This window comes from Mogibacterium diversum, from assembly GCF_938028775.1.
Taxonomy (GTDB): domain Bacteria; phylum Bacillota; class Clostridia; order Peptostreptococcales; family Anaerovoracaceae; genus Mogibacterium; species Mogibacterium diversum_A.
On record NZ_CALIZG010000012.1, the window covers coordinates 69,504 to 90,510 of the forward strand.

Consider the following 21,007-nt stretch of genomic DNA (forward strand, 5'->3'; position numbering starts at 1 on the left):
CGTCGGAATACCCGTATAGTTAAGAAACAGGCTATACGGTTTTTAATTTATAATGATTGTATTTGGAATGACCGTTTTGCAAAAGTAAAAAATACAGATGATATTATAAAAAGGTGGTAGGATATTTGAAATTTTCTGATTCGTTGATAAAAGACAGCCATTATGATATTGAGGAACTAACTCCGAAAACTAAAAAATCAGATGGAGTTATTTGTAGAATTTGTGGAAAGGGGATTTGGATACCAGCAAATCCTGATTTTGAAATAAATCACGGTTTTACATGTAGTAATTGTGGTACTCATGCAAATTTTGATTTTAGTGATGTTGTTATTGAATAGTCTAAATCACCTAATTTGGAGATAACTTTGCACGCAAGCACTATAAAATACATCAAAATTTATTACCCAAAAGAACACAATAATTATCCTACTTAAAAATTAGATATAGATATGCTGAAAGAAAAGTTATAACGAAATATTCAGCTCTGAGACAATTGCTAATTTATCTAGGGTTATGTAGCGGCATTTCGTAGTGAGATAGACTTTGAATAGTCGGTTATGATTACAATACAAAACTTGTGAGTAAAGAACTGGGGGGGGTGAATATGTCCGTAAAATTAAATGAAAATCACCCAGATGCACAAAAGTATAAAGCAGAATGGGACGCTGTCAACGACGCGTATCTTGAGGCAGTATCTGTCGAAGAGGAGAAGTTTGGTGAAATTACACAGGTAAACGCTCATACTTTTACAAAAATTATTGCACCTCTGCGAAAGAAAAGGAATGCAAAGCTCAATGCATTGATGGCTAAATATAGTTATCTATATGAAGAAGTAACAGAATAATGGAAGGTATCGGGATATATATCGTGCGATTCTGACATTGTTTGCACTGGTATGAGGTATACCGCAGACACAAAAAGTTGTCATCAAGAGAGACATTAGAGCACGTGCGTAGAAATGACTCGATGCCGACGAATACCTATTTGAAGAGGTTATTCGTAGATTGAGTAAAGAATAGAGGATTGATTATGAGCGGAAGAGGAAGAGTTAACCAAAAACACCCCGACTTTCCAAAGTATGTTGATGAATATAAAAAACTGCATAATGAGCTGATTCGCAAAGAGGATGAACTTTTAGATCCATTCTTTTCTACAAAAACTCCTCCTAGTAATATTGTGGCAAAACAGATAGGGAGGTTGCATAAGCAGTATGGGAAGGATATAAGAGCTTTACAAGATAGATACTCATATCTTTTTGAGAAATAACGGAACGTACTCGGGTGAATTTTGTGCTGCGGAACTTTACGAAACAAATTCTAAGATAACAGGGTATCTTTTGAATGGAAGCATTTCATTTAGCTAATGTGAGCCTTTTGCATAGACTGGTTAAGAGAAGGGGCAGAAAAAAATAAAGTAATACGAATGAGCGTCTAGCAATATTGACATTTTGGATAACACTAATGTTCTAGTCCCCGTACATTGACGGCACGTCGGAATACCCGTATAGTTAAGAAAAAGGCTATACGGTTTTGTTTTTTAAGGAGTAATATGCTTAAATCCACTATCAAGCACAAAAATGTCGAATTTACTGAGCTCTTTTATGACCTAGTGTTCGTATATGCTATATCGAAGACGACTGAGCTGATTCATCATCTGCACGGTGGTGTTGTGGGTGGGGAGGCTTTCTTCGCCTTCATTATCACGACCTTCGTGCTTGTTGACGCTTGGATGCTTCAGACTGTATTCACTAATCAGTATGGTAAAAATTCATTTCTTAATCTGTCGATAATGTTTATCAAGATGGTGATCTTGCTGGTGTTTGCGGGCATGATTGTCGAGGATTGGCACAATCACTTTGACTACCTGTGCTGGACCGTCGCACTGCTGTCATTCATACTGTTCGTGCAGTATTTTGCGCAGTATTACAGTCATGGGCTTACAAAAGCAGAGCGCATTTCAATCCGTGGCTTCCTCGGGGTGACGGGGGTAAGAGTATTCGGCATGCTTGCGGCTAGCCACTTTCCAATAGCGACAGGCATATACATATATATCGCGACGATTATCGTGACGTTCCTTATGCCGATTTATTTCAGAAGGAGATTTGAGCGTGCCGATATAAATTTCGTGCACCTCGTTGAGAGAATCTCACTGCTTACAATTATAAATCTAGGTGAAATGATCATGGGAATCGCCCCTTTTTTCACTCCCAAGACTTTTACACTCAGTTCAAGCCTGTATTTCACAATAGTCGCATGTCTATTCATGTATTATTTCAGCGTGCTCAACCACAGCATCGACGAGCACACGGATACGAATGGAATGTTCCTCATGTACAGTCATTATCCGATTTATATCGGACTAATCATGATCACTGTATCGATGAGTTTTATCAGTCACAACAACGCAAACGTGCATTTTGTCACACTTTTCATGTACGCGGGAATTTTCATGTTCCAGTGGGCGGTTATTGCAAATAATATGTACAGCAAGCCACACCTTAGCTTTGATGCGAAGTACTATGCTGTTCAGCTTTGGATTTTCCTATTTGGCTGTATTGCGAGCTATAATCTTGCACATAATGACGCGGCAGTTCTACACATAACGACAGCGACAATCGCAGCAATTACGGTTCATTCGATTGGGTTCTTTTATATGAGGAATTTGAAAGAGAGAAGGCGTTTAAAGAAGAAAACTATAAAGAGATAGAACGAGCAGGATAAAGAGAAAGTACCTGAAAAGCATAAGGCGGAGAAATCCGTATAAAAAATGATATAATAAAGCTCAGATGAAAGGTTGATATCAAGAGCAGAATGATTATAAGGAGTCTACTATGAGAAAGCTTGTAAAGGGTAACGTGAGTTGGGTCGGATACATGGACTGGGAACTCGAGATGTTCCATGGTGATGAGTATTCTATTTTGAATGGGTCTAGTCAAAATGCATTTTTGATTGAAGAAGAGAAAACGATTCTGGTAGATACCGTGTGGCTTCCGCACAGAGATGAGTTCATAGAGAACTTGAAGGCTGAAGGCGTGCTCGATAAGATTGATGCGATTATCGTTAATCACGGCGAACAGGATCACTCGGGTTCGCTGCCAGCGCTGCTCAAGGAGATTCCAGACACGCCACTATACTGCACTGCGGCATGTGTAAAGAGTCTTGAGGGTCAGTACGGACAGCAGGGATGGAATTTCAATGTGGTAAAGACTGGTGACAGTCTCGATATTGGAAACGGCAAACAGCTTATCTTCGTGGAGATGAAGATGCTTCACTGGCCAGATTCGATGGCTACATATATGACTGGTGATAACATCCTGTTCTCGATGGATGCATTCGGACAGCATTTCGCAGTTGAGGAGATGTTCAATGACCTTGCAGATCAGGCACTGCTTGATAAGGAAGCGATGAAGTATTTTGCAAATATCCTTAATCCTTTCGCTCCGTTCGTAACCAAGAAGCTTGAGGAAATCGCTAAGCTGAACTTGCCGATTGACATAATTGCTCCGTCCCACGGGGTGGTATGGCGTGACAATCCTGGTCAGATAGTTGAGAAATACGCAGCTTGGGCAGACGCATATCAGGAGAATCAGATTACTGTTGCCTATGACACTATGTGGGAGGGCACGACTAAGCTGGCACACGCAATCGCTGATGAAATTCACAAGCAGGCACCAGATACTGTTGTGAAGGTTTATAACATCGCAAAGGCGGATAAGAACGAAATCATGACTGAGGTGTTCAAATCCAAAGCCATTGTTGTGGGTTCTCCGACCTGTGTGAACGATGTTTTGACAAGCGTTGCGGGGTGGCTGTCGTTCCTCAAGACGCTTAAGTTCAAAAATAAGAAGGCTGCTGCATTCGGATGCTACGGCTGGAGTGGTGAGTCGGTTAAGATCATACAGGAGAAGCTAAGAGAAGCTGGGTTTGAGGTTGTGGAAGGAAATGTTCGCTCTGCTTGGAATCCAGATGAAGAGGACTTCGCAAAGATTCCTGCTATGGTTTCGGAGCTTGTTAAATAGTTTTGCCTAAAAATTTTATACTAGTTAATGCAGTTTTATTTTTGCTGAATAAGGTCTAATGGATAAAAAAAAGATAAAATCAATGTAAGGATGAACACAAATACAAATACAGATACAGATACGATAATGGATACTGAATATGGGTATATATTTCATTCAGAATTCTATGAAACCTTTATAAAAATATTTTTTTTGGTTGCTGCGACACTTGTAATTATTGTTGGGGTAAGTTTGTATCAAACCAACCCTATACAAAGTCAAAAGGTGGAGATAAGAGCTAAAATTGTTTTCGTTGAGACTGTTGTTTTATTATTATTTCTTTTACTAAGACGAAGTTATTTGGGATTTATTATCATAATCACCCCTAAAGGCATAATAATAAGAAAAGGTATATTTAGTAAGTTTTTTATTCTTGGAGAATACTATCAATATCTTCCTTGGGAAGATATTCAAGCTATAGTGAATATGGAGATAGAGGCCGGATTGTTTAAGCCGGAATACTATCTGTGTATTATCCTTGAAGAAAATGCTGCTACTTTATTTACAAGAAAAATCGTTATCCCGATGACTCTAATTGGAGTAGAATGCCGATCAGCCCTTGAAAATGCTATAAATGAGTATAAGCCAAACTTTATTGAAAAAAGCGAGACTCCAAAGTCGATTATATATAGCTACGTCAATACTATAGAACAAACACATAAAGTAGCAAGCAATATTAAAACAAAAAAGCACACAAAAATTCAAAAACTTCGTGTTTTTTGGATTTTTGTGATCTTCATTTTTTTCGTATCAATATATGAAACAAAAATGTATCACAATGCAGATGATTCATTTTTCTATATGCGTTATGATTTCTATATACTTAATTATTTTCCTGAAGATGATTTTGCTATGAAGTTTAATGTGCCAGAAAATTGGTTGGAGTGGAATATGAGATCTGAAGACAATATTCTAACCGGTACATATTTTATAACGCTCAAACCAGATAAGAAAAAGGATGATTTTTTTAATCACCAAGCAGAAGCAACGATATGTATGTGTGAAATAGATAAAGACCTATATTCAGATTATAGTTCTCTAAATCTTGACGAATGGAGTTTGGTCAAAGAATCAACTGACACATATAATGTTAAATTAATAAATGAGAGTATTACATACCCTAAAAAGAATATTAAACAAACTCGAAGAGATTATCTTAAGTTGTTTTTATCTGAATATAATTCTGGTGATTATAAAGATGAATCTGTAAAACTGATGACAGAAATAATAATTGAATGTGGAGATAAAAAAATTTCAATGTTAATAGAAACCACTGAAAAACGGAATAAGTTTGGCAAGAGTTTAGAAGATGATAAAAATTTTGAAAACATGAAAAGGATGCATGAAAAAATTATATCAGATGCACTTTTAGCAGCTGTTCTCGATAAACCGTCAAAATTATAGAAATAATAAAGTATTGCTAGTGTGAATACACTGGATATATAAGGTGGGGGGAGTTTAATTGAATAGTAAAAAAGAAAATGTTGATAAAAAGATTGAACGTATTCACTGGAACTTAAAGTATAAACGAAAGTTTCTGCGAATATTATGGTTAATACCGGGCTATGTGTTCGCACTTTTGTTAATGGGATTCTCCGAGATACAAGATGCCTACATATATTATTTTCTGATTTCATATGCCTTCAGTTTTATTGCGATTGTGTTACTATCCTATACATTCTTCAAATGGATATGTGGATCAAATGAAGAGACTACAACACGCGAAAATGGCAAGTGTATAAATAAATCTAGATTCAGATGATATGGGATTTGAGGAAGTTAGGGAATCTAGAACAAATAATGCGCGTACCAAAACAAACTATGTAGGCGAAATGAAAAGATATTATTAAGGAATTGTTATACTTTCAGATGAAATGATGTTGAATCCGATTGCTGATACTGATTACTTTGACGAGCATGGTTGTCTCGAAAAAAAGCTGTGATATACTGCCTGCAATGGGATTCAATTAGAGATAGATTGCGCTAGTCGGAGGGTTAAGAATAATGTTGCGCCAGCCGCTAGCGAGAAACACGGATAAATAAAGGGAGACTATATGACAGATTACAATAAGGAACTTATGTCGTTTCTGGATAAATCGCCGACAGCTTTTCATGCGATTTCTAGTATAAAGAAAAAGCTTATTGCGAGCGGATATTCAGAACTTGCGGAATCAGAAAAGTGGGAGTTGACCGAGGGTGGGAAGTATTTCGTTACTAGAAATGATTCAAGCATCATCGCATTTAGAGTGCCTCGTTTTAACTTTACTGGTTTTATGATCAGCGCTGCTCATTCAGATTCACCGGCATTCAAGGTTAAGGAAAATCCTGAAATCATTGAAAACGGATATGTAAAGCTCAATGTCGAAGGCTACGGTGGCATGCTCATGGCTCCGTGGCTCGATAGACCGCTGAGCGTTGCTGGCAGGATAATCGTAAAAAATGGTAACAAGTTAGAGGTTAGACTAGTCAACGTGGATAGGGATTTGCTGCTCATTCCAAATGTCGCAATTCACATGAACTGCGATGCTAACAAAGGCCAGACGTGGAACGCACAGGTTGACATGCTCCCAGTTCTCGGCTCGGCAGATGAGGCAAAGGGTTCATTTATGAGAATTATAGCTGAGTCTGCTAGCGTATCAGATTCCGATATTATCTCGCACGATCTTTTCGTATATGCGCGTGATAAGGGCAAGGTCTGGGGTGGTAGTGACGAGTATATCTCGTCGCCACATCTCGACGATTTGCAGTGCGTATATGGATGCCTCGAGGGATTCCTTGGTGCGAATAATTCGAGCAGCGTGCCTGTTCTGGCGGTTTTCGATAACGAAGAGACGGGGTCGCTCACCAAGCAAGGTGCAGATTCAACTTTACTCGAAGATGTGCTAAAGCGCATCTCTCTCTCCTGTGGCAAGGATGAGGAAAGCTACTATAGGTCAGTTTCATCTAGCTTCATGGTAAGTGCAGATAATGCACATGCACTACATCCAAATCATCCCGAGAAGGCAGACCCTGTAAATAGACCAGCGATTAATAAAGGTATCGTAATCAAGTTCAATGCGGCTCAGCACTACACGACAGATGCCGTGAGCTGTGCGGTTTACCGTGACCTCTGCGAGTCGAATGATATACCAGTTCAGGTATTTACAAATAGGTCTGACTCACGGGGAGGAAGCACCTTGGGCAACGTATCGAATGCCCACGTGTCGCTAAATACTGTCGATATAGGGCTGGCACAGCTAGCTATGCATTCCTGCTACGAAACAGCAGGGGCAAAGGATACTAAGCATCTTATCGATGCGATGACGATATTCTACTCAAAGACTTTTAGAGTAGGTGCTAGTGGTTCATTTGAGCTATTGGACTAATAGGAGGGACACATGGCTAAGAAAAAGAGAAAGACGCTACCTAGCGATTTCTATGAGATGATTCATAGAGGCGATATCGAGGAGCTAAAGGCGGTATTCGATAACTGTGAGATCACAGCTTATGCAGGTCGCTGCGATCTGAATACTGCTTTACATCATTACGGTATTCCCGTTGAACTCGTTAGATGGCTTGTTGCGGAAGGTCTCGATGTCAATACTTTAAATTCGTATGGACGTACGCCACTTAATTTCCATGCTGGAAATAGTACCGAGGTTATGAAAGTTCTGTTTGAACTCGGAGGGGATGTCTCTAAAGCAGATAATTACGATAATACTCCGCTTCACAGTGCGGCATCCGGATATAGGCCTGAGAACGTAAAGCTTTTAGTTGATCAAGGGGTGGATTTGGATGCTAAGAACAGGATATGGGAACGCACTCCGCTTGAAGAGGCACTTGTATCCTGCAGAGGAATAGATATCGGGAGATGCGCTGAAGTGGCAGAGATTCTCGTAAATGCGGGAGCTCGAGTAACACCTGCAGCTAAAGACTATGTGAGGAAAATCGGTGAGGATGTAGAATTCCATAGAGGAAGCTTCCACCCAGACTACGTAGATGAGATAGATACGGGGCTTGCTAAGTTATATAAGCTGTTTGACGTGGAACCTGTAAAGAAGCGCAAGATTCACGACGGTATATCACCGATTGTAGTAGAAAGCGGTACCTGGAAGGAGCAATTTGCAGAACTATGGGAACTACTTATTCCTTCGCATGGTGCAGCTAAGACCCTTCAGGGCGAGGTTGTGAGAATTGCCGGCCGTGTTAGAGATGAGATGAATAGAAATGGCGGGTGCAACTGGAATCGAGATTATCGCATGATGCTAGAAGACTTTGTAAAGCATGTCGCTACTAGGGTATCACTGCCTGAGGCGGAACTCGAAGAGGCTAAAAACCTGGCTTCAAGCATAGGTCCTAGAGGAGACTTTAATGAGACTTCATTAGATAGACTGTGTGAACTGGCAACTAAGTGGGTGCTACTGAATCCAGAACCGATTAAACTCGAGACGCCGAGGTATAAGAGATAGGTAATTGTAAATTTTATATAACTAAACCCTTTCACTAGTTTTATTCTGGTGAAAGGGTTTTTGTTGTTTTGTATTAATAACATTTAGAAAAAGTGGGCACTGCGGGGTAATTTCTTAAATCAAATAATAAACTGATAATCAATAATAAAACGTAATGGGTAAATAGTCACTCGTTATAGATTTTTTACAGATATTATCTTACAATGTATTAGTAAAAGTACAATTATTCACGTCAATTAACGGCAAAGAGGAGAAATATGGCTACTATACGAATTATAAGCAATCCATATAGGAAAGAAATCAAATTTGAACTACTAGATCAATCTACGTCTGAATGGATTGAGATTAACTACCAGAATAATTCAGGAAGTAAGCTAATAAAGGAAGAGATTAAGACAAATTTTTTCCCATATAAAGTTAGAGAGATAGTAGAAATCTTAATAAATGAATATGCATCTAGCGAAGGTAAATTGGAACTAGTTTTTGCAGGCTCTCCAGATGAATATCGCGAGCTTGTAGAGGTGTGTGGTGATTTTTCTGACGTTGAAGTGCAAATGGACAGCATGAAGCTTGAAAACGCACGAGATATTCTTCCTAAGATCATTGATATCTTTACTAATATAAAAGAAATCGCAGATGAAAATATAGAGTCGCCAGTGGTAAAAGCATTGGTTGATTGTGATGTGAATAAGTTTGTTGATGCGTCAAAAGATACCGTGCCTATTTGTGTAATGGGTAACTATAGCTCTGGTAAATCCACATTTATAAATGCTCTTATTGGACAAGAAGTATTACCAAGCGGTGATATGCCGGTTACTGCAAAGATTTATAAAATTACACAGTCTAAAGAAGATGGAAAAGCTAGCATCGCGCTTAAGTATAATGATAAGCCCGTAACTTTAGAGTTTAATGAAGACTCTATCGAGGTTCAAAAAGAAGAAGATAGCACTTTTGTTAGTTCAATAATAGAGTGTCTTGAAGAAAATAAAGATCAAGCATTTATGTATAAAGTACACTGCTGCCTTGATGCAATCAATAATGAACGAAATGTAGTTGCAGATCTTATTGAAGTAGTAATTCCATTTGGTAAAGGACTGCTAAAAGAATCTGAAAAGTCTTTTGTAATTTTCGATACACCAGGCTCAAATGCTGCAACGAATACCGATCATTTTACTATCCTCGAGGAGGCGATGAAGGACTTGTCAAACGGTATTCCTATTTACGTTGCAGAATACAATTCTCTTGATAGTTGTGACAATGAATATTTATATAAGAGAATAAAAGGAATAAGCCAAGTTGATAGTAGATTTACGATGATTGTCGTTAACAAGGCAGATTCTGCAAATATTAAGGAAGACAGCTTCGATAATGAGACTAAAGGTTTAATACTCAAGCAAGCTGTACCTAGGAATTTGTATTCGGGTGGAATATTTTTCGTTTCGTCAGTTATGGGACTTGGATCAAAAAATGGTGGAGACTTTAGGGATGATCACGCTGACGAATTTTTTGAAGATAATGAAAGAAAATACTCAGACGAAACGTCTAAGAGATACAAGTCGCTATATAAGTATAACATTATGCCTAAACAGCTTAAAGAAAGCATAGTTGCAATTTCAGAACAGGCAAGCGATAAGATATATGCAAACAGTGGCTTGCTTGCTATCGAACATGAAATTGTAAGCTTCGCGGAAAAGTATTCAGCATATGATAAATGCAAGCAATCTGACAAATACATAGATAGGATTGTAGATGCTGCACAAGAAGAAATCGGAGAAATAACAGAGGCAAGAGAGCTTAAAGCCAATGAGCTTGTTGCAGAAATGGAAGAGGATAAGGCGGCTTTAATAGTTGAAATTGAAGCAGAAGGTGCAAAGAATTCAGAATTATACCTTAATTCGTATGACGAAAATATGGAAGGAATCCTATCTGATAAGGCATTTGTTTACGAATATTCTGATATGAAGAGTGTCGAACAGGGCTTCATAAAACAGAAGCAAGAAGCATGCAACTTATCTGAACACATCGAGAATGTAAAAGCTTCTGGAGCTGATATTATTGGACATTTCTCTGAATTTATGGAGAAGGATGCCGGCGAGGTTATCAAAGGAATTAGTCAGGACTTAAAGAAGACATTTGATAATATCAAGGTGTTTAGAGAAACTAAGCTTGAGGCAGATACTGCAGCTGCAGAAGAATTAATGAAATTCGTTTCAGACGATTATAATGTTCGTCTAGATGAAGCGATTAAAGCGGTTGGTGAGAACTCCAAAGTTTACTGGCTCAACGCAGTAGAGGTAATAAAGCGTGGAATAGCTTTTGTCGTTGCGAACTCATCGACACTGGACGATAAGAAAAAAGATGAACTTGCGCAGTTAATTCTCAAAGATGAAAAAGAGATGTTCAAGAACAATTATAAATTCGAGAAGGAAACATTTGAAGTTAAAATATGGGGAATTACAGTCGCTAATAAAATAGACACACGCAAACTGGTAGATTCCTATAATAAGCTTTATTGCGATGAACTTAAGAATGCGTTTAGAGTTCTTAAGCGCGAGCACAGTAGTGATTTTGAGACTTGGCTCAATGCCTTGATTAACAAGATAAGGGTGAATGTTGTCGACTATAGTCCTAAACTATCGGAAAAGGCAAACATAATTTGTGAAGAGACTAGAGCTATCGACGGTCTTAAGAAAACACAGATGGCACTACGTGATTATAGCGATAGAATTGATTCGCTAATGGACTGGAAGGTTACCGTATAGGAGACAGATATGGGAATAAAAAATCTTATTAAGCGAGCAGGGGTAAAAGCTGCAGACACCATAAATAGACTTTCAGTTTTATCACCTGAACAAGTAAAGCACGTAGAAGAACTGCGTGAAATGTATCTATCTGAAGTGCCTGACCCGTCAGATACTGTTGCTGAGGAACTTACAGAAAAACTCCTCGCGGTTTGTGGTGTTGAGATTTATAATGCCTATCTTCCTCAGCTCAATGAACTATATGTGCCGATTGAACGTGAAGCAGAATATGATGGGGAAAAATTAGACATATCGCATAATCTAAGGTATTGCAATATAACAAAGTGGGTTACAGATAAGAAAGAAAACAATATAGAGAAACTAATTAACGTATATCAGGTTCTGTCAAACGAAGAATGTAACATCGCTTTGATATTCAACCGCACATGCCAAGAGACTAATGTGTATTTGGCGGTTCTTAATACTGCAAATGATAACAATAATGTTAAGGCAAATAATTTTAGAGATAGATTAGTTGATGCTATTAAGGGTAATTGCCCTGGTGTTGAAATAAGCAATGGTTCAGAGTCAGTGCCACCATGCTTCGATGACAACAAGGCTTATTCAGTAGCTACGGCAACAAATATCCCTACTGAAAAGTCTGAAAAATTTATAAGTCAGACAATAGAAAAGTTATTAGATGGAACAATTCCCGCTGACAATGGTGAAGAGTACACGCTCGTGCTACTGGCAACCCCGATTCTTGATGTTGAAGAACGCAAACTGCATCTAACGGACATCTACACAGCCCTCGCCCCATATGCATCATGGCAGACGAACTTTCAGTATACGGAGAGCGACTCAACTGGATCGATGGCTCTCTTTGGTGTGAATGCGGGAATCAATGCAGGGGTACAGAGTGGAAGCAACCGTTCTGAAGCAAGAAATAGTGGCGATATTGATACAACTGGAGAAACTAAAGTTGCATCAGAAAGCAAAGGGAAATCTGAATCTAAAACTAAAAGTCATTCAGACTCAAAAGGAAAAAACTCCAGTACAAATGTTGCTACAAGTACAGGAGTTGGTATCGGTGGTATTGCCAATGTTGGAGCAAATGTTGGTAAAGGATGGGGGAAGTTTAGTAGCTCAGCAGATACCAAAGCTAAAGGTGTAACAGACATAAAGAATAAAACGGAAACAATTTCCAAGATAACTAGCAAAGTAAAGACAACTGCAAAAACTATAGCTAATGGTGTCTCCAGAGCTACTAACTTTGGTGCTAATTTTGGCGCTAATTTTGCTAGATCTTCGAATGTAACTGCTACAATAGGCAAGAATGAAGGCATCACACAGACGTTTACAAATTATAACATTAAGCACTCACTTGACATGCTTGAAGAGCAGATGAAACGCTATGAGAAATCATCTGCTCTTGGCATGTGGGATTTCGCCGCGTATGTAATCGGTGAGGACCAGAACATTGTAAACAATGTTGCACATTCTTACATCGGTCTAACTCAGGGAGAGGCATCATATATGTCGCGCTCATCAATTAACCTGTGGCGCGGTGACCTTGGTGAAGATAGTAGAGATGCACGTGAGATTTACTCCTATATTAAGGAGCTTAGGCATCCTCTGTTCGGAATTAATCCAGAACTAACAGAAGTAGATCCTGATTTCTTCGTGTATCCCACTGTTGTAAGTGCGACAACGGCGCTATCGGGAAAAGAGCTATCCTTTTCATTGAACTTCCCACAGAAATCGGTTGCAGGCCTACCTGTGCTTGAGTGTGCTGAATTTGGAAGAACTGTAGTAACTTATGATGGTAATGACGGAAGAAATAATACTATCAATCTTGGGCGTATATTCCACATGAACCATGAGGAACGTACTAGAATTAAGCTTTCATCAAAATCACTCACTTCGCACGCATTTATAACTGGAAGTACGGGTGCTGGAAAGAGTAATGCCGTATACCAGATACTAGATGAAGTTTCTAATGAAGGCGTGAAGTTCTTAGTAATTGAACCGACTAAGGGTGAATACAAAAATGTGTTTGGCTCAAGAGAAGATGTAAATGTGTATGGAACAAATCCTAGACTAAATGAGCTTCTTAGAATCAATCCATTCAGCTTTCCAAGTGAAATACATGTCCTCGAGCATATAGACCGCATAGTGGAAATCTTCAATGTATGCTGGCCTATGTATGCTGCGATGCCAGCCGTACTCAAGGATGCAATCGAAAAGTCCTATGAGGATTGCGGATGGAATCTGACCGAATCTATAAATAGGTATGATGACAATTACTATCCAAGATTCGCAGATATCGAGAGAAATGTTAAGACGATAATAGATGCCAGTGAGTATGATACGGAAAATAAGGGTGCGTATAAAGGCTCATTGTTGACGAGGTTGCATTCATTGACAAATGGACTAAATGGTATGATTTTCTGCGATGATGAAATCAGCTGCAAAATGCTGTTTGAGAATAATACGATTGTAGATTTGAGCAGAGTCGGCTCTAGTGAAACGAAGTCACTAATCATGGGAATCCTAGTTCTCAAATTACAGGAGCACAGAATGAGCTCCGTAGAAGGCATGAATTCGAATCTAAAGCATGTTACAGTTCTAGAAGAGGCTCACCATATCTTGAAGAGGACTTCTACAGAGCAAAATCAGGAAGGTGCAAACTTGCTTGGCAAGAGCGTTGAGATGATAGCGAATGCTATTGCTGAGATGAGAACATATGGAGAAGGATTCATCATAGCGGATCAGTCTCCTGGACTTCTAGACATGGCTGCAATCCGTAATACAAATACAAAGATAATCATGAGATTGCCTGATAAGGGAGACCGTGAGTTAGTTGGATATGCGGCAAACCTAGATGATGATCAGATTAAGGAACTTGCAAAGCTACCATGCGGTGTAGCTGCCGTGTACCAAAATGAGTGGGTTCAGCCAGTTCTGTGCAAGGTGAAGCTATATGATGCAGAGTCTACTAACTACCTGTATGTGCCAGAACATAGTGATGTTGGAACAGAGTCGCTAGAAGACAAGAAGTTTATCGCCGAGGTGTTGAGCAGCGGAAGAGAAGTACCTTCTGATGAACTGCAAAATGATATCAAACCAAGACTTAATAAGATAGGGCTTGATGCATCTATAAAGGTAAAAGCATTAGACATGATGGTTAATCCAGCGGAGCAGCCTCGTATGACTAAAATGGCGATTATATACGATGCGCTATTCCCAACTATAACAGAAGCAGTTAAAGCTGCATATCAAGAGACATCAGAGGCTAGTGTATGGACGAAGTATGCGGAGGATGCTGTTCATGAACTAGGAATAGATGATATGACTACACGTTTAAGGCTAGATATAATTCAATGTGGAGTTACATACTACCTGATAAATGTTGCTGATAAAATAGCCGACCTTGAGAAATGGAGTGAGATGGGAGGACTCAAATGATAGAAAAACTTGCAAAGACAATGGAGAGCGTTGGAAAGCCAACTGAAAAACAGCCTGATAATAAATTTGACCCTGATAAGAGAGTTAATTTTGAACATGACAAAGGCGACAAAAAGCTCGAGGATAAGAGCTTTGATCCAGATAAAAGGATAGAGGTACCTGGGGCTGAAGCGAATGTTAACACTGAAGGAGTGGATAGGATGCAGCTCCTCGAAAAATATGTTAATGAGTATCTGGACGATGTTAAGAAACTTGCTGCAGACCCAGAAACGCTTAAGGGTATTAGAATAGATGTGTCAAAGCTAGAAAAAATCTCAGATAATGAAGAAAGACATAAGGAATACAAAAAACTAAAACCGAAACTAATAGCAGAGTGGGAAGAAAAAAATGGTAGGAAATGGCCTGTATATGATAGAGATATAAAGTATAAGGGTATAATTAAAAAAAAGGGGAATCTCTTTGATCTTCATCATATTCATCCAATAGAATTAGGGGGAGAAAATACAGTTGATAATATAACCCCTATGGACTTTAGAAATCACACAATTAAGGGTGGAATACATGAATCAAGCGCAGCTCTTTCGAGCATTAAGGATATCTTAGATAAAGGAGTAAAGTGATGGTAAGTTTCATAGAAAAAGCAAGAAAATGGCAATTAAAATATGATATAGTGAGTGACGTTGAGAAGGTGTATGGATGTGAACTCCCAGATGATATAAAACATATAGTATCATGCAAGAATGATGAATTTATTTCCAAGTGGGCTAGAGTTCTATCTGTAGAGGAAATTCTATCTGCTAATGAAATTATGCAAATAGATTTCATTGGTAAAAAACTTGTTCCACTATTAGATATACTCGACAACGATTTTATAGCATATGATATTGAGCATAAAAAATATGTCAGTATTAATATTGTCGAAGATATGGTTTTTGATAGCTCTGAAAACATTGATGATCTTATCCCTCAAGATATTTAGACAATTAGGTTAATTCCTAACTAACAAAACCAAAACCAAAGTGCCGCACTTCCCACTCGGGCAGTGCGGCATTCTCTTATCCAATTTTAATTTACCTACTGTTCATTCTTCGACTTGAAGAAGATTATCGTACCAGCCGTTATGATAATCGCATAGCCGATGAAACTGTAGATATCTGGAATCTCGCCAAACACTATGAAGCCAAGCGAAGTCGTGAAGATAATCTGTGAATAATCATAGATTGAGATCTCCTTAGCTGGTGCATATCGGTATGCCCCAGTGATTGTGAACTGACCGCCAGCAGCGGCAAATCCAGCGCCAAGAAGCATCATAAGCTGGTACATGTTGATTGGCTCGTGGTATTTTACGATAATCAGCGGCACCATGGCGAGGCAGCTGAATGCCGAGAAGCAGAATACAATGACCGCCTTTTGCACTCCATTGGAACCGAGCTTTCGCACCATAGTGTATGCAAGCCCTGCACCAACTCCGCCGATGAGTCCAGCAGCCATTCCTAGCGGATTGCCGGAGAAACCCGGCTTGATTACGAACAGCGCGCCAGTCATGGCGAGCATTAGGCAGAAAACCTGATACTTCTTAGGAACTTCCCTGAGGAGAATCATTGAGAAGATAATCGTTGCAAATGGCGATAGCTTATTGAGCATGCTGGCGTCGGCAACCATGATGTGGCTCACTGCGTAGAAATTTCCGAGGATTCCTATAGTGCCTGCAGTTACTCGCACGAGCATCGGGATGTAGTTTTTTCGTCCTATTATAATAGGCTGCTTGTCCTTGATGAGTACGATTGCTGCAATGATTGCAGCGATTAGGTTTCTAAAAAAAGCTTTCTCAACAGCTGGCAGGTCGCCCGCAAGCTTGACGAAAATTCCCATTAACGCAAAGAAAAATGCCGAAGTGACTATCAGCAGGATGCCTTTGTTTTTATTATGTATTGTTTTTTCCATTCTGTTTATTCCATTCCGTTCAAATATATTTACACGCGTGCACTCGTAAGTACACGGTAAGTGATTGTGCAATTTGCATATCTACTATTCTATTGTATGTCATTAAATCAGTCAAATGCGATATATAGTCAGCGAAGAAGCTTTGTGTTAAAATTTAGATTAGTACATGTATAAAGGAGAAACAAAATGGGCGAGCATATTACGAGAGAGCAGGCTAATGAGCTGCTACACAAATATGTAAAGGGTGAGAACTACATCACACATTCTTATGCGGTTGAAGCGATAATGAGAGGGCTGGCAAAAAAGCTTGCTCCCGATGAGATAGAGTTCTGGGGAATCTGCGGATTGCTGCATGACCTAGACGAGGAGACCGCTGATTGGCGTACAGATATGTCTACGCACGGACCTGTTTCGGCACAGATTCTAAAGGACGAAGGCTACGATGAACCAGTTATGGCGCAGGCTATTTGTGCACACAACCCAGAGTCAGGCGTTGTTGCGAAGTCGACTCTTGAGATTGCACTTCTTGCCGCAGACCCGATGAGCGGTTTCTGCAAGGCGGTTGCACAGATTTATCCAGATAAGAAAATCGCTAGCGTTAAGCATAAGTCGGTAAATAAGAGATTTAAAGAAACGAGATTTGCGGCAGGCGCGAACAGGCAGTACATGGCGGCTATCGAAGAAATCGGAGTTAGTTTCGATGATTTTATCGATATTTCACTGGAAGCAATGCGTGAAATCGCTGACGAGATAGGACTGTAAATGTAAAAGCACTTAGCACCCCAAAATGGGCGTTAAGTGCTTTTGTTTCAAGTAAAGTCAAATTATTTGCGAGGAGCCTTCGGCAGCTCGATTTTTACATTCTTAGGATTTCTGGCCCTTCTGTAGAGCACGAAGCGGCGACCGATTGCAGCTACGAATTCAGCGTGGAGCATCTCTGCAAGTTCACTGCACACCTCGGTAGGGTCGAGAAGTGAGCCTTCCTGAATCTGTCCTTTTACAAGCTCATTTGCCGTAAGATTCTCGTCGATAGAGCGGACGATGTTCTCCGTGAGGTCCGCCTTGCCGATATATACTGTAGGCTCAATCTTCTGCGCGAGCCCTTTTAGATAACTTCTTTGTTTGCCTGTGAGCATGTGTTCTCCTTGATATTTCTGAAATGTATTATAGAATTAATCGTATGCACTATATTAACACAACAGTGCGCGCTAATCCATAGAGAGGTGGTAGAAACATGGCAGACGGAAGATGGGTTATGACGGAAAATGAGCTAAATAACGTAGTTTCTGGTTTTAAAGAAACGGATACCTTGGCTCTGCCAAATGAAGGCAAGAGCATTGCGGTAGACGTCCGAGGGGGCGTAGGCGATGCGTGTAACCGCGAGATGGAGTATAATGAGATATGCGCATTTTGCGGATCAGATAAAATGCGCATGGGATTTGGTAAATACGGTCAGGGCTTTGGCTGCCGCTCGTCCAAGTGCGAGGCCTGCGGAGGCGTGACAGACTTCGTGTACAAGGATGAAGTTGGGAAGTTTTTTAGGTAAAAGGGAAAATGCAAATCAGGTGAAAGGACAAGCATTACTTACCCTGATGGTTCTACGGCACATTATAGGTATGATAACAAACACAGACTTGCTGAAATCATGGATGGAGAAAGCTCCATCTTATATCATTACGATGAACTAAACAGGCTAACAAGATGTACTATGCCTAATGGCAGTAGCACATCATATGAGTACGATAATATCGGCAGACTGCAGATGTTGACTCATGCTAATGACAAAGGAATCATAGATAGGCAGCGTTATGAGTACGATATAAGAGGCAATATATCGTGCATTGAAAAGGAGAGAAGCGAATTTAGCGAATATAGTGGCTCCTTTAACTACAAATACGATGCAACAGGCAAGCTGATAGAAGTAGCAAGAGACTCGAAGGTGCTTAGGGAGTATCAGTATGATGCTTTCGGCAATAGGATGAGGAAGGCTTCAGATGGCATTGAAACTATATATTCATACAATGAAGCAGACCAACTTATATCCAAGAGAGAAGCAGAATCAGAAACAACATATACATACGACAGACGTGGAAATATTACCAGCATGTGTGTTGATGGAAACACATCTAAGAGATTTGTATATGGCGCAGCAAATAGGCTTGATAAAGTAATAGATAGTAGCGGTCTCGTGTCAGAGTACATATACGATGCAGCTGGGCAGAGGGTAAAGGAGCTCATTGGAAACGTAGAAACCGAGTATATAGTTGACCACTCCAAGGAGCACAGCAATCTGGTTCAGAGAAAGCGAAATGGCATGAATCAGCGTTTTATATGGGAAGATTCAATACCGCTAGCTATGAAAGGTGATGAAGAATATTATTATCTAGCGGATATACAAGGAACACCAATGCACCTTGTGGGTGCTGATAATGCACTCATAGAGAGCTACGCATATGATGAATTTGGTAACGAGCTAAGTGGCATGGATAGAGAAAGCATACAGCCATTCGCTTATACGGGATACCGCAAAGATGTAGTGAGTGGAACGTACTTTGCACAAGCAAGAGAGTATATGCCTGATGCAGGAAGATTTGCAGGTGAAGATATCGTTAGTGGCAGTATCACTAAGCCTCTCGCGATGAATCCATACAATTACTGCCTTGCGTCGCCGCTGATAATGGTTGATAGAAATGGAGCATTCCCAAGTGTAGAAACTGTAGTGGATGGTACATTCGATTTCCTCGGATGGACTGGAATCTTGCAGGGCAACCCAGAGGGTAAGAACTGGTTATTTTCTAAATCGCGAGAACTAGCAGAGACTCCAATTCCAGGATTTTCATCGACAAATGCAAGTGATTACGCAGCGGCCTTATCCAAATCAAGGATAGGAGAACAGGCTATAGGCGTAACCCTTAATATGGATAGGGACGCTAATGGCGTATATCACGCTAGGCGAAACTGTATACAAAGACATTTTGGTTACAATGATACCTATGACCATGTGTTTAAGTCGTTTACATCTGCGAAGCCTAACAAGTTACCAGTTTTTTCCTATAATGGTGAAGATTATCAGATATGGATGTGGAAAGGGGATTACTATGGGCTAGGGGCTGGTGCAGAGACAGGAATATATAGAGGCAGTGGTTACCACAAACTAACATATCAAGATAGTAAACTCATAATGAAGTTATCCCTGTATGATAAGTCTGGAAAGCAGATAATGAAATACGAGCCTGGTGATCCACAGTGGTGGATAACAGGATTCAATCCAGAATATCAAGATGTTAAATACCAAAATCTGAGGGTTGAAGGTATGATTGATTTCAGTAAAGAGCCTGAACTCTGGGAGGCGTTTATAAAAAATATATAAAGTATAGTAAAGAGGAAAATAATACAATCTGTTTAGATGAAAAAAATAAAGTGCTTTACTATAGATGGTAAGAGAGGTTCAAAATGAATAAAAAAAAATCTACTATAATGTGTCTGTTGTTAATTCTATCAATAGTTTTGTGTCTGACAGGCTGCAAAAGCAGGACAGATGAAATGGCGGGATTAGATGCCCATGCAACTAAACAAATGAATAAAACGAAAAAGCAAGTCATCAAGTGTATAAATGAACATGACAAGGAAGGGCTCAAGAAGCTTTTCTCGAAGGATGCACAAAAAAATATAGAGGATTTAGATGATAAACTTGACCAGCTTATAGGTGCTTTTAACGGAAATAAAATTGAAAGTGCAAAAGGTCTTAGTCCAGCATTTGAGGGTTCTGCAGATGCACAACCTCTGCACATTTACGGAGACTACGACTTAAAACTTAGTAATGGTGAGAACTATGTGATTATGATAAATATATGTGACATAGATGATGAGAACAAAGAAAAAGAAGGACTGTATAGAATAATACTGCTTACCTTTTCTAATGAAGAGATACCAGAAAATCTTAAAATAGAAGGAGGTAAAGATGAGTACGGGGTGGCTGTATATAGGTTAGATGGAGCTACGAAATGATGTGCAAACAAATCTATACTTGCACAAAAGGATAAAACCAATGAAAAAATTAACATCTACTTTACTGTGTCTGCTGTTAATTTTATCAATAGCATTCAGCCTTGCTGGCTGCAAAAGCAGGACAGATGAAATGGCTGACTTGGAGACTTATACAACTAAACAGATGACTAAAACGAAAAAGCAGGTCATCAAGTGTATAAACGAACAGGACAAGGAAGGGCTAAAGAAACTTTTCTCGAAGGATGCACAAAAACACATAGAGGATTTAGATGGGAAACTTGACCGACTTATAGGCGCTTTCAATGGGAATAAAATAGAAAGTGCAAAAGGTCTTAGTCCAG

The 21,007-nt window shown here is 39.6% G+C and carries 19 protein-coding genes; 17 read left to right on the top strand and 2 right to left on the bottom strand.

What is annotated here, in order from left to right; all coding sequences use genetic code 11:
• Positions 1-125 precede the first annotated feature (125 nt).
• The 12 genes from Q7O90_RS02895 to Q7O90_RS02950 all read left to right on the top strand — a co-directional run bounded on the left by Q7O90_RS02895 (position 126) and on the right by Q7O90_RS02950 (position 15,693).
• Positions 126-338, top strand: a complete 213-nt coding sequence (locus tag Q7O90_RS02895; RefSeq protein ID WP_304127214.1) for a hypothetical protein — start codon at positions 126-128, stop codon at positions 336-338.
• Positions 339-604: 266 nt separating this feature from the next.
• Positions 605-844, top strand: a complete 240-nt coding sequence (locus tag Q7O90_RS02900) for a hypothetical protein (protein ID WP_304127217.1) — start codon at positions 605-607, stop codon at positions 842-844.
• Between the two features lie 185 nt (positions 845-1,029).
• Positions 1,030-1,266 carry a hypothetical protein gene (locus Q7O90_RS02905; RefSeq protein WP_304127219.1) on the top strand — a complete coding sequence of 79 codons (237 nt, stop codon included), beginning with the start codon at positions 1,030-1,032 and terminating at the stop codon, positions 1,264-1,266.
• Between the two features lie 282 nt (positions 1,267-1,548).
• Positions 1,549-2,706, top strand: a complete 1,158-nt coding sequence (locus Q7O90_RS02910; RefSeq protein ID WP_304127222.1) for a low temperature requirement protein A — start codon at positions 1,549-1,551, stop codon at positions 2,704-2,706.
• A gap of 124 nt (positions 2,707-2,830) precedes the next feature.
• The gene (locus Q7O90_RS02915) at positions 2,831-4,018 is read left to right on the top strand and encodes a flavodoxin domain-containing protein (RefSeq protein WP_304127225.1); all 1,188 of its coding nucleotides are present in this window, start codon (positions 2,831-2,833) and stop codon (positions 4,016-4,018) included.
• Positions 4,019-4,144: 126 nt separating this feature from the next.
• Complete coding sequence (locus tag Q7O90_RS02920) at positions 4,145-5,461, top strand: hypothetical protein (protein ID WP_304127228.1); 1,317 nt, start codon at positions 4,145-4,147, stop codon at positions 5,459-5,461.
• Between the two features lie 650 nt (positions 5,462-6,111).
• Positions 6,112-7,422, top strand: coding sequence for a M18 family aminopeptidase (locus Q7O90_RS02925; protein WP_304127231.1), 1,311 nt, complete (start codon positions 6,112-6,114; stop codon positions 7,420-7,422).
• A gap of 12 nt (positions 7,423-7,434) precedes the next feature.
• Complete coding sequence (locus tag Q7O90_RS02930) at positions 7,435-8,505, top strand: ankyrin repeat domain-containing protein (protein ID WP_304127234.1); 1,071 nt, start codon at positions 7,435-7,437, stop codon at positions 8,503-8,505.
• A 257-nt stretch (positions 8,506-8,762) separates the two neighbouring features.
• Positions 8,763-11,267: a dynamin family protein gene (locus Q7O90_RS02935; protein WP_304127236.1), complete on the top strand. Its 2,505-nt coding sequence runs from the start codon at positions 8,763-8,765 to the stop codon at positions 11,265-11,267.
• 9 nt (positions 11,268-11,276) lie between these two features.
• Positions 11,277-14,714 (top strand): helicase HerA domain-containing protein, encoded by a 3,438-nt coding sequence (locus Q7O90_RS02940; RefSeq protein ID WP_304127239.1) that lies wholly within the window; start codon positions 11,277-11,279, stop codon positions 14,712-14,714.
• Positions 14,711-15,334, top strand: a complete 624-nt coding sequence (locus tag Q7O90_RS02945; protein ID WP_304127242.1) for an HNH endonuclease signature motif containing protein — start codon at positions 14,711-14,713, stop codon at positions 15,332-15,334. Before Q7O90_RS02940 ends, Q7O90_RS02945 begins: the two co-directional genes overlap by 4 nt.
• Positions 15,334-15,693, top strand: coding sequence for a hypothetical protein (locus tag Q7O90_RS02950; protein WP_304127245.1), 360 nt, complete (start codon positions 15,334-15,336; stop codon positions 15,691-15,693). Before Q7O90_RS02945 ends, Q7O90_RS02950 begins: the two co-directional genes overlap by 1 nt.
• Before the next feature lie 95 nt (positions 15,694-15,788).
• Here the strand turns inward: Q7O90_RS02950 and Q7O90_RS02955 are convergent, their stop codons facing one another.
• Positions 15,789-16,658, bottom strand: a complete 870-nt coding sequence (locus Q7O90_RS02955) for a DMT family transporter (RefSeq protein WP_304127248.1) — start codon at positions 16,656-16,658, stop codon at positions 15,789-15,791.
• 186 nt (positions 16,659-16,844) lie between these two features.
• Here Q7O90_RS02955 and Q7O90_RS02960 point away from each other — a divergent pair, with 186 nt between their 5' ends.
• Positions 16,845-17,420, top strand: coding sequence for an HD domain-containing protein (locus tag Q7O90_RS02960; RefSeq protein ID WP_304127251.1), 576 nt, complete (start codon positions 16,845-16,847; stop codon positions 17,418-17,420).
• 62 nt (positions 17,421-17,482) lie between these two features.
• Here the strand turns inward: Q7O90_RS02960 and Q7O90_RS02965 are convergent, their stop codons facing one another.
• On the bottom strand, positions 17,483-17,794 hold the full coding sequence (locus tag Q7O90_RS02965; RefSeq protein ID WP_304127252.1) for a YhbY family RNA-binding protein: 312 nt from the start codon (positions 17,792-17,794) through the stop codon (positions 17,483-17,485).
• A 98-nt stretch (positions 17,795-17,892) separates the two neighbouring features.
• On the opposite strand from Q7O90_RS02965, the gene Q7O90_RS02970 reads away from it, so the two are divergent.
• The 4 genes from Q7O90_RS02970 to Q7O90_RS02985 all read left to right on the top strand — a co-directional run.
• Entirely contained in the window at positions 17,893-18,204 is a 312-nt protein-coding gene (locus Q7O90_RS02970) for a hypothetical protein (RefSeq protein WP_304127254.1), read from the top strand.
• A gap of 99 nt (positions 18,205-18,303) precedes the next feature.
• A complete protein-coding gene (locus tag Q7O90_RS02975; RefSeq protein WP_304127257.1) occupies positions 18,304-20,028 on the top strand; it encodes a DUF4474 domain-containing protein in 1,725 nt (574 codons plus the stop codon).
• A gap of 83 nt (positions 20,029-20,111) precedes the next feature.
• Entirely contained in the window at positions 20,112-20,666 is a 555-nt protein-coding gene (locus Q7O90_RS02980) for a DUF5104 domain-containing protein (protein WP_304127260.1), read from the top strand.
• Between the two features lie 40 nt (positions 20,667-20,706).
• A partial coding sequence (locus tag Q7O90_RS02985; protein WP_304127263.1) for a DUF5104 domain-containing protein occupies positions 20,707-21,007 on the top strand: 301 nt, incomplete at its 3' end.

What these genes read in the sequence shown, in the direction of transcription:
- Q7O90_RS02900 (WP_304127217.1), top strand. Translation starts at nt 605, where the DNA reads ATGTCCGTAAAATTAAATGAAAATCACCCAGATGCACAAAAGTATAAA.
- Q7O90_RS02905 (WP_304127219.1), top strand. Translation starts at nt 1,030, where the DNA reads ATGAGCGGAAGAGGAAGAGTTAACCAAAAACACCCCGACTTTCCAAAG.
- Q7O90_RS02910 (WP_304127222.1), top strand. Translation starts at nt 1,549, where the DNA reads ATGCTTAAATCCACTATCAAGCACAAAAATGTCGAATTTACTGAGCTC.
- Q7O90_RS02915 (WP_304127225.1), top strand. Translation starts at nt 2,831, where the DNA reads ATGAGAAAGCTTGTAAAGGGTAACGTGAGTTGGGTCGGATACATGGAC.
- Q7O90_RS02920 (WP_304127228.1), top strand. Translation starts at nt 4,145, where the DNA reads ATGGATACTGAATATGGGTATATATTTCATTCAGAATTCTATGAAACC.
- Q7O90_RS02925 (WP_304127231.1), top strand. Translation starts at nt 6,112, where the DNA reads ATGACAGATTACAATAAGGAACTTATGTCGTTTCTGGATAAATCGCCG.
- Q7O90_RS02930 (WP_304127234.1), top strand. Translation starts at nt 7,435, where the DNA reads ATGGCTAAGAAAAAGAGAAAGACGCTACCTAGCGATTTCTATGAGATG.
- Q7O90_RS02935 (WP_304127236.1), top strand. Translation starts at nt 8,763, where the DNA reads ATGGCTACTATACGAATTATAAGCAATCCATATAGGAAAGAAATCAAA.
- Q7O90_RS02940 (WP_304127239.1), top strand. Translation starts at nt 11,277, where the DNA reads ATGGGAATAAAAAATCTTATTAAGCGAGCAGGGGTAAAAGCTGCAGAC.
- Q7O90_RS02945 (WP_304127242.1), top strand. Translation starts at nt 14,711, where the DNA reads ATGATAGAAAAACTTGCAAAGACAATGGAGAGCGTTGGAAAGCCAACT.
- Q7O90_RS02950 (WP_304127245.1), top strand. Translation starts at nt 15,334, where the DNA reads ATGGTAAGTTTCATAGAAAAAGCAAGAAAATGGCAATTAAAATATGAT.
- Q7O90_RS02955 (WP_304127248.1), bottom strand. Translation starts at nt 16,658, where the DNA reads ATGGAAAAAACAATACATAATAAAAACAAAGGCATCCTGCTGATAGTC.
- Q7O90_RS02960 (WP_304127251.1), top strand. Translation starts at nt 16,845, where the DNA reads ATGGGCGAGCATATTACGAGAGAGCAGGCTAATGAGCTGCTACACAAA.
- Q7O90_RS02965 (WP_304127252.1), bottom strand. Translation starts at nt 17,794, where the DNA reads ATGCTCACAGGCAAACAAAGAAGTTATCTAAAAGGGCTCGCGCAGAAG.
- Q7O90_RS02970 (WP_304127254.1), top strand. Translation starts at nt 17,893, where the DNA reads ATGGCAGACGGAAGATGGGTTATGACGGAAAATGAGCTAAATAACGTA.
- Q7O90_RS02975 (WP_304127257.1), top strand. Translation starts at nt 18,304, where the DNA reads ATGGATGGAGAAAGCTCCATCTTATATCATTACGATGAACTAAACAGG.
- Q7O90_RS02980 (WP_304127260.1), top strand. Translation starts at nt 20,112, where the DNA reads ATGAATAAAAAAAAATCTACTATAATGTGTCTGTTGTTAATTCTATCA.